Origin of the sequence: Agrobacterium sp. SORGH_AS 787, assembly GCF_030819035.1 — a bacterium.
Taxonomy (GTDB): Bacteria; Pseudomonadota; Alphaproteobacteria; order Rhizobiales; family Rhizobiaceae; genus Agrobacterium; species Agrobacterium larrymoorei_B.
On sequence record NZ_JAUTBG010000001.1, the window covers coordinates 698,605 to 712,371 of the forward strand.

Sequence of the window (13,767 nt, forward strand, 5' to 3'; positions counted from 1 at the left end):
AGATGGAATAATATATTCCTATATTAATTGACATGAGGAATATTCGATCTTAATCTGTTAAAAAATCGAGTGAGGATCCATGTCGCACCTGCACCTGATGGCGGAACTTGAGCAGCTGGTTTCTGAAGCGCGCAATCCCAATTCCATGTCGATCGATCTGCTGCCGACGGAAGAGATCCTGAGGGTCATGAACCGCGACGATGCGCTCGTGCCGGACGCCGTCGCCAAGGTCATTCCGCAAATCGCCGAGGCGGTGGAGGAGATCGTTCGCGCCTTTCGCAGCGGCGGACGGTTGATCTATATCGGCGCGGGGACCAGCGCACGTCTTGGTGTCCTCGATGCATCCGAATGCCCTCCCACCTTTTCCGTGCCGGAAGGCATGGTTGTCGGTCTGATCGCCGGCGGCCCACGCGCCATTCTACATGCGGTGGAAGGCGCCGAGGATGACGTGGAGGAAGGAAAGCGCAATATTGCGGAGATCAATCTTTCCGCAAACGACGTGGTGGTCGGCATCGCAGTGAGCGGGCGCACGCCTTATGTGGTTGGCGCGCTGACCCATGCCCGATCCATCGGCGCGAAGACTGTTTCGTTGACCTGCAATCCGCATTCGACGCTGGCCGACATGGCCGACATTGCCATCTCGCCCGTCGTCGGGCCGGAGGTGGTGACGGGCTCAACACGGTTGAAATCAGGCACCGCCCAGAAGCTCGTCTTGAACATGCTGACGACCGCCAGCATGATCCGCATCGGCAAGACCTACGAGAACCTGATGGTGGATTTAACCATCAGCAATCAGAAGCTACGCGCCCGCGCCATCCGCATCATCATGGAGGCAACCGGCTGCACGAGTGACGTTGCGGAAGAACACCTGACGGTCAGCGGCAACAATGTGAAGCTCGCGATCCTGATGATCCTGAGCGGACTGAGCCGGGAAGAGGCCGAGGCGGCACTTGTTCGAAATGACGGCTTTTTGCGCAAAGCGCTGACTGAAAAAACCGATTGAACGCGAGACCTGCTGCATACCCGGCGTTCGAAAAGGACGGGATCAGCCAACCAGAGGGAGAATAAGCATGACAATGATCGCTCGAAAATGGCTGGCTTGTGCGGCAATCGCCGGAAGCTTGCTGACCGCTACCGCCACCCCCGGATTTGCAGCCACGTTAAAAATGGCGTGGGCACAGGATGCCACGGGCCTTGACCCGCACAAGCAGACGGCCTTTTCCTCGATACGCCTGCTTGAACTGATCTACGAGCCGCTTGTTCGCCTGGATGGCGATCTCAAGGTGGTGCCGGCGCTTGCAAAAGAATGGACCTTCTCGCCCGACGCCAAGACGCTGACCTTCAAACTCGACCCGACGGCGAAGTTTCACAATGGCGCAGCTGTGACCTCTGCCGACGTGAAAGCCTCCTTCGAACGCATTCTCGACCAGGCGACAGCGGCAGCCGCCCGCGCCAACTATCTCTCGATTGCCAGCATCGATACGCCGGATGCTCAGACCGTTGTCTTCAACCTGTCGCAGCCAGACGTTCCACTGCTCACCGCCATGGGCAGCATCAATGCAGCCATCGTGCCTGCTTCCGAGATAACGGCTGGCAAGATCGGCACGGCAGCCGTAGGGAGCGGCCCGTTCAAGCTCGAAAGCTGGGAGCCGAACCAGAAGGAAGTGCTGAAAGCCAACACGGAATGGGCGGGCGGCAAGGTGGGTGTCGATGGCATCGACATCAGCGTGTTGCCGGATGAGAACGCCATTCTCGCAGCACTCCGCGCCAAGAAAGTCGATTTCGCTCTGCTGAACGATCCTCTGGTCGCAACGCTCGTGCCGAAGGTGGCCGGGCTGACCTTGAACCGCAAGCCGATTCTCTCCTACCACGCGCTGCAGCTCAATGCCTCGCGCAAGCCGATGACAGAGCTTGCCGTGCGTCAGGCGATTTCCTGTGCCATCGATCGCCAGGATGTGCTCGATACGGCTCTGCTTGGCGAAGGCGAAGTCACCGGACCGCTGACGATGCCGCTCTATCGCTCGGACCCGAACAGCCTCTTCTGCTACAAGAAGGATCTGGAAAAAGCCAAGAAACTGATGGCCGATGCAGGGCTGAAGGATGGCTTCTCGGCAACCGTGATCGCCGCAACCGGAGAACCGCCGACCGCTGCCGCCGAAGCCCAGGTCATCCAGTCGCAGTTGAAGGAAATCGGCATCAAACTCGACATCAAGATGATGGAACTCAACGTCTATGTCGATACCTGGCTGAAAGGCGATTTCGACATGGCCGTGGCGCAGAATGGTGGCCGGGCCGATCCGTACACCATGTATAACCGCTACTGGACGAAGGCGGGCAACCTGCAGAAGGTCGCGCACTATATCGACGACACGCTTGACGACCTGATGCAGAAGGGCCGCGTCGAAACCGATGTTGCCAAGCGCAAGGAAATCTTTGCCGCTTTCGACAAGCATCTGGCGGAAGTTTCGCCATGGATCTGGCTCTACACCAACTACGCTTACACGGCGCAGCAGCAGAATGTCGAAAACTTCGTAGCAACACCGGATGGTTCTCTGTTCGGCCTCTCCAAGGTTACTCTGAAGTAATACGTGCATGAGGCGGATGACGACATGACCTACCTGCTACGACGTCTCGTGACATTCCCGCTCGTCATGCTGGGTGTCTCCGTTCTGGTGTTCGTCGCTATCCGCCTCGTTCCCGGTGACTCCATCACCGCCATGCTCGGCACAGAGGCTGGGCTTCTCACGCCGGAACAGAAGCAAGCCCTCTCGGCCTATTTCGGCCTCGATCAGGGCTGGCTCGTTCAGTATGGGCGCTGGCTCTCTGGGGTCGTATCAGGCAACCTTGGTCTCTCGGTCACTTACGGTAAGCCGGTGCTCGACGTCATTCTCCAACGTTTCCCACTGACACTCGAACTCGCCTGCCTGTCGGTGGCGATCGCGCTTCTCCTCGGGCTTCCGCTCGGTGTCTTTGCGGCAACGCGCGCTGGCCGGGGCTCGGATCTCAGCGTCCGCATCTTCGCCATGATCGGGCAGTCCACGCCGAGCTTCGTCTTTGGCCTCGGCATCATCTACATTCTCTCGGCGGGCTTCGGCATTCTGCCAGCCATGGGCGACTATGTGCCTTTCACCCAGGATCCGATCGCCAACCTCTCGCAACTGTTTTTTCCGGCGCTGACGCTTGGACTGTCTTTCACCGCCTCCGTCACACGAATTTCCCGCTCAGCTATGCTGGATGTCTTGAGCGACGATTATGTGCGCACCGCCCGCAGCAAGGGTGTGGCACGTCGCAACGTCATCTGGCGGCACGCCCTGCCCAACGCTCTCATTCCCGTCATCACACTTTGCGGTGTCGAGTTCGGCTATCTGCTGGGTGGCGCGGTGCTGGTCGAACAGATCTTTGCGCTTCCTGGCATCGGGCGCATGACGCTGGAAGCTATTCTCCAGCGTGATTATGCGCTGGTGCAGGGCGCGGTGCTGTTCGTCGCGCTGAACTTCATGATCGTCAACCTCATCGTTGATCTCGCCTACGTCGCGCTCGATCCGCGCATTCGCTTGGGGAGCCGGTCATGACCTCTCTGTTGTCTAGGCTTCTGCGCCACCCGAGCGGCTGCGTTGGCGCGGCCATCGTCCTAACCTACCTGTTGCTGGCGCTTGCCGCCTGGCTTGGTCTGACGCCCTACGATCCGCTGCAACAATTCCGCATCGACCGCCTGCAAGGCCCGAGCGCCGCCCACTGGATGGGCACCGACATGTTTGGGCGCGATGTGCTCAGCCGGTTGATGATCGGCATCGGTCAATCTTTCCTCGTCGCCTTTTCCTCTGTCGGCATCGCCGCCGTCATCGGCACGGTCCTGGGACTGACCGCCGCCTGGGTCGGGCGTCTGTGGGACGGCATTGTCATGCGACTGATGGATATCCTGCTCGCCTTCCCCGCCATTCTGCTTGCCCTGCTCTTCATCACCGTGGTCGGCCCGGGTACCTTCACCAGCATTCTCGCCATTGCCTTCGTCTATACGCCGATCTTCACGCGCGTTGTGCGCGGACCGGCGCTGTCGATCAAGGCGCGCGATTTCGTCGATGCGGCCCGCACCTTCGGCAGTTCCACATCCTACATCCTCACCCGGCACCTGATGCTCAATCTGGTGGCGCCGCTCACCGTGCAGGTGACGTTGGCGCTCGCATGGTCCCTTCTGACGGAATCGGGCCTGAGCTTCCTTGGCCTTGGCACACAGCCGCCGGACTCCTCGCTTGGCCTAATGCTGGCAGACAGCATCAACCTGATGGAGATGGCACCATGGCTGCTGATTTTCCCGGGCCTCGCCGTCATGCTCGGCATTCTCGGCTTCAACCTTCTGGGCGACGCACTTCGCGATCTGCTCGATCCCCGCATGCGACGGGTGGCATCATGACAGAGCTTCTTTCTGTACAAAACCTCAGCGTCGGTTTCGGTCGCGGCAATGCCGCGAAGCCGATCGTGGAAGGCGTCAGCTTCACACTTGATGCCGGCGAAACGCTGGCCATCGTCGGCGAAAGCGGCTCCGGCAAATCCGTCACCGCGCTCTCGATCAATCGTCTCATCGACTACAGCGGCGGCAGGATCACCAATGGCCGGATCGATCTGTCGCTCGCAGATGGAAAGACGCAGAATCTCGCCACTCTCGACACGAAACGGATGGAGCAAATCCGAGGGTTGGAGATCGGCATGATCTTTCAGGAGCCGATGACCTCGCTCAATCCGGTGCTCACCATCGGCAAGCAGATCGAGGAAGTCTTTCGCCTGCAAGGCAAGGGCGGGACAGAGGCGCGTGCAGAGACATTGCGGGCGTTAGACCGCATGCGCATTCCAGACGCGGCGCGACGCCTCGGCTACTACCCGCACCAGCTTTCGGGCGGAATGCTGCAGCGGGTGATGATTGCGATGGCGCTCGCAGCGTCCCCTCGTCTCCTCATTGCCGACGAACCAACGACGGCGCTGGACGTTTCGGTACAGGCACAGATCATGGCGCTTCTCGCCGAGCTTCAGCGAGAGACCGGCACCGGCCTCATCTTCATCACTCATGATCTCGGACTTGTGGCAGGGATTGCCGACCGCGTGCTGGTGATGCAGTCTGGAAAGGTTGTGGAGCAGGGAAAGGCGGACGATATTCTCGACCGTCCGCAACACAGCTACACGCAGCACCTGTTGAACGCCGTCCCGCATTTTGCCAACGGCCAGCATGTGCGTGCTGACTCACCTCGTACGAAACACGCCAACGAGCCCACCGCACTTTCGGTTCAGGAGTTGACCGTACGCTTTCCTGCCACGACCGGCATTCTTCGCCAACCCGCAGGCGCCATCCATGCGGTGGAAGCTGTCGAGTTTGATATTTGTCGGGGCGAGACGCTTGCGGTCGTCGGCGAAAGCGGATCGGGCAAATCGACCACGGCGCGGGCTCTGCTTGGTCTGGTCAAGCCGACACGCGGCTCCTTCACCACACAATCCTCTCCGTCTTCCCAATCGACAAACGCGCAGAAGCCGATGCAGATGGTGTTTCAGAACCCCTATGCGTCTCTCAATCCGCGTCTTGATGTGCAAAGCCTTCTGGCTGAGCCGGTCATTGCAGCGGGACGTCGGATCGACGGCCAGATCACCTCGCAAATGACAGCACTTCTTGACCGCGTTGGCCTTCCCGCCGATAGCCTCACCCGCTATCCGCATGAGTTTTCCGGCGGCCAGCGCCAGCGCCTTTGCATCGCCCGCGCCTTGATGCTCGATCCTTCCATTCTCGTGCTTGATGAGGCTGTCTCCGCACTCGATGTTTCGGTTCAGGCGCGCGTGCTCGATCTTCTGATTGACCTGCAAAAGGAACGTGACCTCGCCTATCTCTTCGTCTCCCACGACATGGCCGTGGTCGAACGCATCGCCCACCGGGTCGCCGTTCTCTATGCGGGTCAGATCGTCGAAATCGGCGACGCCCGCTCCGTCTTGTCGAATCCTCAGCACAGCTATACCAAGAAGCTGATTGCAGCGGTGCCGACCATGGAACGGCGGCGCGAGAGGTTTGAGTTGAACACCGAGGCCGTGCCGACATTGTTGCGTCCTGAGGGCTTCGAGCCTGAGCCCGCACGCTGGGAGTATTTTGGCGAAGACCACCGCGTGAAGCTTGAAGTAGCGGCAGCAAATTGAGCAGGAAACCTTCATGGCCGAACAATCTTCGCCGCTCCTGACGCCTTTCGATACTAGTTTCGACCTGCTAAAAAAGGCTGTCGATGCTGGCCGTATTCCTGGCGGCGTCTTCGGCATGGTCGATAGCGACGGCAATCGCCTGACGAGGGCGGTCGGTCACGCGCAAAAGGTCGGTGGCGAGCGCCCGATGGTGCTCGACACCTGGTTCGATCTCGCCTCGCTGACCAAAGTCATTTTCACCACGCGCAAGATCCTCGAATTGGCCGTTTCCGGCGCTATCGATCTCGACAGTCCTATCACGACGCTCATCCCCGATTTCCGGCAATACGCTCCCGAATGCTGGGAACGGAAGGTGACCTTCCGTCAGTGCCTGGGCCACCAGACTCCGTTTCCGGCGGTGGAGCCGATCTATACCTATGGGGATGACCCGGACCGTCTGCGGGCCTTCGTGCTCCAGCGCGAATGGCGCCATGGCGAGCCTACCTATTCGGATATCAATTACATCCTTCTCGGCATCGCTCTGGAAAGACTGGCTGGCAAGCGCATCCGCGAGATGGATGCCGGCCCGGGCTTTGCTTTTCACGGCGATCCTGCAAAAACTGCAGCCACCGAGTTCTGCACCTGGCGCAACCGGATGATCTGCGGGGAGGTGCATGACGAGAATTGCTACGCACTTCAGGGCTCTGGCCATGCCGGTCTGTTTGGCACCGCGGATGCCGTTCTCGACTATGCCCACTCGCTGTTGACGGGGAACGAGAACGACGATGGCGTTGGCAGGTTGATGCGCCAACCGCTTTCGAACAGACGCACCCATGGTTGGGAGCGTCCCTATGAAGGTTGGTCGGGCGGCGCGTTTTGCAACGATAGCGTCATCGGCCATACGGGGTTTACCGGCACAGGTCTCTGGATCGATTTCGACAAGCGACGCGCCTGGACCTTGCTGACCAACCGGGTGCATCCGAGCCGGCACGTCGATAGCGGCATTTTCGCCCTTCGCGCTGCCATCGGCGACATGATCAACACGCATTGAGGAGAGACGAAATGGAACCGATCTGGGCCGTAGGTTTGATGACGGGAACCGTGCTTGACGGCAACATCGATGTCGCGCTTCTCAAGACCGATGGTGAACGCGTCGAGCGCTTCGGCGCCTATACACTTGCACCCTATGATCAAGCCGTTCGCGACCTTCTGGAAGAGACACTGGCTGCGGCCCGCAAGTGGAATTTCGACGGACCGGAGCCGGAGATTTTCGCACGCGCCGAGGACGCGCTGACCCGCGCTCAGTCCGCTGCCGTGGCAGCCCTGGTGAAAGATGCCGGGTTGTCGCTATCCGATATCGGCGTCGTCGGCTTCCATGGGCAGACCGTCCTGCACCGCGCGCCGCAGCCGGGCCGTCTGGGCGCCACCCGTCAACTGGGCGACGGCGGATTGATGGCGAAGCTTCTCGGTACCAAGGTGGCCTATGATTTTCGCAGCGCCGATGTTCGCGCTGGCGGACAAGGCGCGCCGCTGGCCGCCGCCTATCACTCGGCGCTGCTGAAGGGCGTGACGCAGGATGGCAGTGCCGCGATCCTCAATCTCGGCGGTGTCGGTAACGTCACCTGGACCGATGGCAAGGGCCACGTTGTCGCCTTTGACACAGGCCCCGCCAATGCGCCGATCAATGACTGGATCAAGCAGCACGGGCGCGGCGACATGGACCGCGACGGCCTGATCGCCGCATCAGGACAAGTCAATGAAGAGCGCCTGGCAAAGCTGCTCCAGCATCCCTATCTCTCCGCTCGCTTCCCGAAATCGCTGGATCGGTTCGATTTTGGTGCGAGCATGGCAGACGGGCTTTCATTGGAAGATGGCGCCGCCACGCTGACGGCCTTCACCGCCTCTGCCGTCGGCAAGGCTCTGGACCTGCTTTCGCAGCGCCCGGAGAGATTGTTTGTCAGCGGCGGCGGTCGCCATAATCCGACACTGATGCGCATGCTGGCAGAGCGCGCCCGTGTCGACGCCCAGCCTGCCGAAACGCTGGGCTGGCGGGGCGACGCCGTAGAGGCCGAATGTTTTGCTTTTCTGGCGGTCCGCGTGCTGCGCAATATGCCGATCAGCTTCCCGACCACGACCGGCGCTCCCGAACCGATGACCGGCGGACGCCTCGCCGCCTGAGATTTTCAATCAGACGCGATCAGAGCCGCTTTTTCAAAAATTTCCGGGTGCGGCCGATCGGAAAATCCGGCAGCTCACCGAAGACCTCGTAACCCTGGCGGGAGTAAGCCTTCTCCGCCACCGGATTGAATGTGTCGATCCAGGCAGAATGACAGTCGCGCCCGCGCGCCTCATTTTCCGCCGCGGTCAACATGCGACCCGCCATCTGCTGGCCGCGAAGACTGTCGTGAACCCAGAGCCACTGCACGTAAAGCCAGCCCCAGGCGGTGTATCCGCTGATCCCGGCCAGTAAGGCGCCATCATCCCCCCGAACGATGACTGCAAGCGGCATCCTGTCGGCAGCTCCGACATCGGCATCGTTGAACGCGGAAAGATTGGCACCGATGGCCGCAATGTCTTCAGGGGCTGGACGATCGGTGACGGTCAGATCGCATCGACAGCCGGAGCGCGTCATCAATGCGCGCGTCTCGGTTTCCAAAAGAGGAACAGTTTGTTTGCTGTTCTCCCGCCATGGCTGTCGATGATTTTGAATTCACTTACGAGCTCAAGGCCGTTCTCACGAAGAGTAGCTAAATAATAGTCCATGCTTCGGTACATGGCGACGTAACCGCTTGGATCATCCAGCAATAAATTTTGCGAATGAGACAGCGTGTCTCCCATGATGACAAAGGCATTTTCTTGGGCAAAATCGGCAATTTGTCCAATAAGCGCGCGATACTTGTTGTCGTCGATGACGCAGCTTGTCACACCCATACACAAAACCACGTCGAAGCTTTGGGGGTTCTCTGGGATGGCGTTGACGTCTGCGAGATAAAAGTTCATGCGCGGCTCATGCGCAAAATCGGCTTTCGCTTTTTCCAAGAGACCTGGAGAAATATCGTAGCCACAGAGCTTTTCCACCTTGGGTAACATCATGGCAGTGTATTCGCCATTGCCACAACCGATATCAAGGCCGGATTTCATCGCCGGCAAGTGCTCGACAATTGCGGAGAGATAGTAACGTTTCCTCTGGTACAACTCAGGCAAAGCAAGGTGGGAATCGACGGACTTCTTCCAAAAAATCTAAGATTTTTCCTGATATTCCATTACGCCCGCCCCCAAAACGAATGCCAAGAATCACTTATACTTTAATAATATTCAGAAAAAGTGCCGCAAACAATTGTCGACATCGGCGGAAGATTCCCGCAATGCGGAAATGAAGACTCATCTGTCGCTAATTAAAACAGGCTACCCTGGTTGCCGGCATCACTCGCTATAGGCTTACTCAGCTTCTTTCGCACTTGGCCCGCTGATGACTCAACTTGCCCTGAAGAGTCCCCGCCTGCAACAGCCGATATTCCCCCATCGGCAAATTCTACCGAGATCATCGAGCCCGGAGCGACGGCGGCGGCACGTGTCAGTGGCCGGTTCTCCTCGTCTCGTATGACCGCATAGCCGCGCTTCAAGACGTTCTTGTAGGACAGCGACTGCAGGATACGCTCATGCGCAGCAAGGCCGGATCTGTTCTGCGTCATGCGATGAAGAATAGCCGTGTCGGCACGCCGCACCGACGCCAGCAGCCGTTCTTTCTGCCGGTCTAACTGGCCGGAGAGGCGCATCGGCAGAGCACGCAAGGACGAGTCCGATGACGAGACCCGGGCCTTGGCCTGCAACAGGCGCCTCTCAATCAACGCTTCCGCCCGCTGCATGCGTTCATTCACACGCTGGCGGTGCTGGCGCAGACCATGGCCGAGAACATCCGGCCGCAATCCGGAGGCAGTGCGCTCGAAGCTGCGGCGCTTGTTCATGGTGTTGAGCTCAAGCCCGCGGCCCAGACCGGCAGAGACCTCATCAAACCGACGGCGAGGCAGAGCCAGCAATTGATCGAGGGAGGGAAGAGCACGCACAAGAGCACGAAGCCCCTGGGCACGGTTATCCATGTGCCGCCGCGTGGAGCCGGAGAGACGCGCCGCCAGACCGGCGAGTTGCGCCTCAAGATCGACCCGAACCGGCACAGCAATTTCCGCCGCCCCCGTCGGGGTTGGCGCGCGGACGTCTGCGGCATAGTCGATCAAGGTCGTATCGGTCTCGTGACCGACGGCCGAAATCAGCGGGATTGCGCTTTCTGCCGCCGCTCGCACGACAATCTCGTCATTGAAGCTCCACAGGTCCTCAAGACTGCCGCCGCCACGCGCGACGATCAGCACATCCGGGCGGGGTATGGCACCACCCTGAGGCAGTGCGTTGAATCCACGAATGGCATTGGCGACCTCTTCGCCCGAACCCTCACCCTGAACCTTGACGGGCCAGACGAGCACGTGAACCGGAAAGCGATCCGAAATACGGTGCAGGATATCGCGGATGACGGCACCCGTCGGTGAGGTCACCACACCGATCACATGCGGCATGTAGGGCAGACGGCGCTTGCGCGCCTGATCGAACAATCCTTCTGCGGCCAGCCGGCGGCGGCGCTCTTCCAGCAACGCCATGAGTGCCCCAGCACCGGCGGGCTCGAGACTTTCGATAACGATCTGGTACTTCGACGATCCGGGGAAGGTCGTGATCTTTCCCGTTGCGATCACTTCCATGCCCTCTTCCGGGCGGAATTTCAGCTTGGAAAAGCTTCCCTTCCAGATGACGGCATCGATACGCGCGCGATCGTCTTTCAGCGAAAAATAGGCGTGACCGGATGTGTGTTGTCCGCGATAACCGGAAATCTCGCCCCGTACCCGCACCTGATCGAACGCGGTTTCCACCGTCCGCTTGATGGATCCGGAGAGTTCGGAAACGGAAAACTCGGTGAGGTTGCTCAGCGCCGGCTGACTGAAAATATCGCTCATGCCCCATGGTAACCGATGCGCTACGATTCGGGAACCGCGACGCCTTGATGACAGTTTGAATAAAACTGGCAGAATCGTTATGATGTGTTACATTCTGTATCTTAGAAGTGCATGCCATTGAGGAGACATTGCAGGCTTTTGAGGAGAAGATGCCATGTCTGATTGCTTTGGGAGGAGCGGCATCATGGAATTCATTATCGGAATCGGCCTTGGCTTGAGTGCTGCGGCAACACGTTCGACCTTCGCGGTTGCGATGGTTGGCATTCTTGTGGTGGCAGTCTTCGCAGCCGCAGCCCTTATGGCGGCAAGCGGCGTTTCGATTTTGACGCTTTTAGCGACGCTCGCGGGGCTGAACATCGGTGTTGCGATGGCGTTCTTCGGAGCTTTCGCGCTTCGTTAGGTCTCTGCTGACAGCGCCTGATTGAGCGCTTATGATGACGCCAGCTCATCATCGAGGTTTGGCGTGATATTCGCTCGTTTTATTTCGTTTCAGATCATGGTTATGGCACTCGATGCCCTTGTCACCTGGTTGCTGGTATCCAAAGCAGGCATTCCTATTCTCCTAGGCAAAACAATCGGCACCCTGTCAGCCGCAGCTTTTGCCGTCGTCTACCTCCGGCAGGTGAGTGTCTTTGCAAACAACAGCCGCTTCATCGCAGTCAGCATCACTTTGATATCATTGCTGGTCAACTACGGCATGTTCACGCTGCTGGTGCTGCGCAATCCCATCCTTCAATGGCCACTTGCTTGTGGAGCAGCGACCACTGCTGCGTTGCTTCTGTCCGGCATCGGCTATTGGCGCGTCCATCGCTTCACTCCCTGAAGGGGCGACGAAACCTCTGGCTGGACGACATCATCCGCAAGTAACCACTTTACCTCTAACCTGCAAAGACAGTGATGGCTTGATACGTCCTCTTTTCGTCTGATACGCGCATTTCGCCTTCAAATAATGGGTTTAAAACGATATCCAGATTGAAACTGGAGATACAAAAATGTCCCACCATACCGCGCTTCTTGTTATCGATGTACAGGAATCCTTCCGGCACGCGCCCTACTTCGAAGAGAGCGGTCTGCCGAAATTCTTGGCGGCGCAACAGGCATTGATCGATGGAGCGAACGCGGCAGGCATTCCTGTCGTGCAGATCTTCCATGTCGATGGAGACCGCGCCTTTTCGGCCACTAGCGGCTTCATCCGCACATTCGACGGAATCAGCATCAACCCGACCGTCACCTTCCAAAAAAGCCGGCACTCCGCCTTCGTTGGCACGGGTCTTGATATCTGGCTGACCCAACAGGGGATCAACCACCTGATCGTTTCCGGCATTCGCACCGAGCAATGCTGCGAAACCACGACGCGCCATGGCGCCGATCTGGGCTATAAGGTCGACTATGTGACAGAAGCAACCCTGACCTTCCCGATGACGCACGCCTCCGGTGACATCTTTTCTCCCGCCGAAATCGCCAAACGCACCGAACTGGTGCTGGCTGGACGATTTGCGCGCATTGCAACCGTAGAAGATGCAATTGATGGCATGAGAAAGGCCGCCTGATGAGCCAAATGCCCGGCAACGAACCAGAGGTGATCTCCGTTTTTGTGGTGCTGCCGCCGCATACGCTGCTGCTGGATGTTGCCGGGCCTCTGGAAGTGCTTCGCTACGCCAATGAACAACAGCAGAAAATCCGCTTCGATTGCCGCTACATCGCAGCCCAGCCAAATCAGACGACGACGATAGGGCTTGGTCTCTGCGGGCTGGAGCCTCTGCCAGAGGTTCTGCCCGCACAGGCGATGATCCTGATCTCCGGAAGCTCGTCCACGTCTCAGCAGCAGCCGGAGGTCGCTCACGAAAGGCGCGCCATTTCCGACTGGCTGCGGCGAACGGCAAGGCCAGACACGACAATCGTCAGCATCTGCTCTGGCGCGCTGATCGCTGCGGAGGCCGGACTATTCGATGGTCATTATTGCACCACCCATACCCATTGCATCGCGGATCTGAAGCGCATTGCGCCTCTTGCCTTCGTTGAGGAAAACAGGCTGTTCGTGGAGGATGGCAAGCGCTTCTCGAGTGCCGGCATTTCCACCGGCATAGACCTCACCCTGCATCTCGTCTCGACACTCGTCAGCCCGGAGGTGGCCGCCCGTATCGCTCAGATCATGGTTGTCTATCTTCGCCGAACGGCCCAAGACCCGCAAATTTCACCCTGGCTTTCAGGTCGAAATCACATTCACCCGTCTATTCACCGGGCTCAGGATGCCATCGTCGCGGATCCGGCGGCTGACTGGACTCTGGCGCGCCTTGCGGACATTGCCCATCTCAGCCAGCGGCATCTTTCCCGGCTGTTTCGGGAGCAGACGGGATTGAGCGTCGTGGACTATGTCAATCTGATCCGGGTGACGCTGGCGCGCGATATCATCTCCCAGTCCAGGCTCGATATGGAAGCCGTTGCGGAGCGTGCTGGCTTTGCATCCGCACGTCATCTGCGGCGCATCTGGCAGCAGCATCACACAAAGCCACCGACAGCATTCCGAAACCTCTCCTCCTGACAGGCGTTTGCCTCCCTACCGAGATGATTGGATCAAGGAAATTCAATAGTCATCGCCTGGTAGCACCGCTAAAGATTTCAG

The 13,767-nt window shown here is 59.0% G+C and carries 14 protein-coding genes; 11 read left to right on the plus strand and 3 right to left on the minus strand.

Annotation, left to right across the window (positions count from 1 at the left end):
* Nucleotides 1–79 precede the first annotated feature (79 nt).
* The 7 genes from murQ to QE435_RS03045 all read left to right on the plus strand — a co-directional run bounded on the left by murQ (nt 80) and on the right by QE435_RS03045 (nt 8,325).
* Nucleotides 80–1,003, plus strand: coding sequence for an N-acetylmuramic acid 6-phosphate etherase (murQ, locus tag QE435_RS03015; protein ID WP_349040199.1), 924 nt, complete (start codon nt 80–82; stop codon nt 1,001–1,003).
* A gap of 73 nt (nt 1,004–1,076) precedes the next feature.
* Entirely contained in the window at nt 1,077–2,585 is a 1,509-nt protein-coding gene (locus QE435_RS03020) for an ABC transporter substrate-binding protein (RefSeq protein WP_349041117.1), read from the plus strand.
* Between the two features lie 24 nt (nt 2,586–2,609).
* Nucleotides 2,610–3,572, plus strand: coding sequence for an ABC transporter permease (locus tag QE435_RS03025; protein WP_349040200.1), 963 nt, complete (start codon nt 2,610–2,612; stop codon nt 3,570–3,572).
* Nucleotides 3,569–4,411, plus strand: coding sequence for an ABC transporter permease (locus QE435_RS03030; protein WP_349040201.1), 843 nt, complete (start codon nt 3,569–3,571; stop codon nt 4,409–4,411). Before QE435_RS03025 ends, QE435_RS03030 begins: the two co-directional genes overlap by 4 nt.
* A complete protein-coding gene (locus tag QE435_RS03035; RefSeq protein ID WP_349040202.1) occupies nt 4,408–6,168 on the plus strand; it encodes an ABC transporter ATP-binding protein in 1,761 nt (586 codons plus the stop codon). The genes QE435_RS03030 and QE435_RS03035 overlap by 4 nt, the downstream gene beginning before the upstream one ends.
* A gap of 13 nt (nt 6,169–6,181) precedes the next feature.
* Nucleotides 6,182–7,198 carry a serine hydrolase domain-containing protein gene (locus QE435_RS03040; protein ID WP_349040203.1) on the plus strand — a complete coding sequence of 339 codons (1,017 nt, stop codon included), beginning with the start codon at nt 6,182–6,184 and terminating at the stop codon, nt 7,196–7,198.
* Between the two features lie 11 nt (nt 7,199–7,209).
* Nucleotides 7,210–8,325, plus strand: a complete 1,116-nt coding sequence (locus QE435_RS03045; protein WP_349040204.1) for an anhydro-N-acetylmuramic acid kinase — start codon at nt 7,210–7,212, stop codon at nt 8,323–8,325.
* Between the two features lie 19 nt (nt 8,326–8,344).
* Here the strand turns inward: QE435_RS03045 and QE435_RS03050 are convergent, their stop codons facing one another.
* From QE435_RS03050 to xseA, 3 genes are all read right to left on the minus strand, one after another.
* A complete protein-coding gene (locus tag QE435_RS03050; protein WP_349040205.1) occupies nt 8,345–8,779 on the minus strand; it encodes a GNAT family N-acetyltransferase in 435 nt (144 codons plus the stop codon).
* Nucleotides 8,779–9,351: a methyltransferase domain-containing protein gene (locus QE435_RS03055; protein ID WP_349040206.1), complete on the minus strand. Its 573-nt coding sequence runs from the start codon at nt 9,349–9,351 to the stop codon at nt 8,779–8,781. The genes QE435_RS03050 and QE435_RS03055 overlap by 1 nt, the downstream gene beginning before the upstream one ends.
* Before the next feature lie 191 nt (nt 9,352–9,542).
* Complete coding sequence (xseA, locus tag QE435_RS03060) at nt 9,543–11,144, minus strand: exodeoxyribonuclease VII large subunit (RefSeq protein WP_349040207.1); 1,602 nt, start codon at nt 11,142–11,144, stop codon at nt 9,543–9,545.
* Nucleotides 11,145–11,328: 184 nt separating this feature from the next.
* Here xseA and QE435_RS03065 point away from each other — a divergent pair, with 184 nt between their 5' ends.
* From QE435_RS03065 to QE435_RS03080, 4 genes are all read left to right on the plus strand, one after another.
* Nucleotides 11,329–11,544 (plus strand): hypothetical protein, encoded by a 216-nt coding sequence (locus QE435_RS03065; protein WP_309769442.1) that lies wholly within the window; start codon nt 11,329–11,331, stop codon nt 11,542–11,544.
* Between the two features lie 21 nt (nt 11,545–11,565).
* Entirely contained in the window at nt 11,566–11,967 is a 402-nt protein-coding gene (locus QE435_RS03070) for a hypothetical protein (protein WP_349040208.1), read from the plus strand.
* A 169-nt stretch (nt 11,968–12,136) separates the two neighbouring features.
* A complete protein-coding gene (locus tag QE435_RS03075) occupies nt 12,137–12,694 on the plus strand; it encodes an isochorismatase family protein (protein ID WP_306929543.1) in 558 nt (185 codons plus the stop codon).
* On the plus strand, nt 12,694–13,686 hold the full coding sequence (locus tag QE435_RS03080; protein ID WP_349040209.1) for a helix-turn-helix domain-containing protein: 993 nt from the start codon (nt 12,694–12,696) through the stop codon (nt 13,684–13,686). Before QE435_RS03075 ends, QE435_RS03080 begins: the two co-directional genes overlap by 1 nt.
* Nucleotides 13,687–13,767 lie beyond the last annotated feature (81 nt).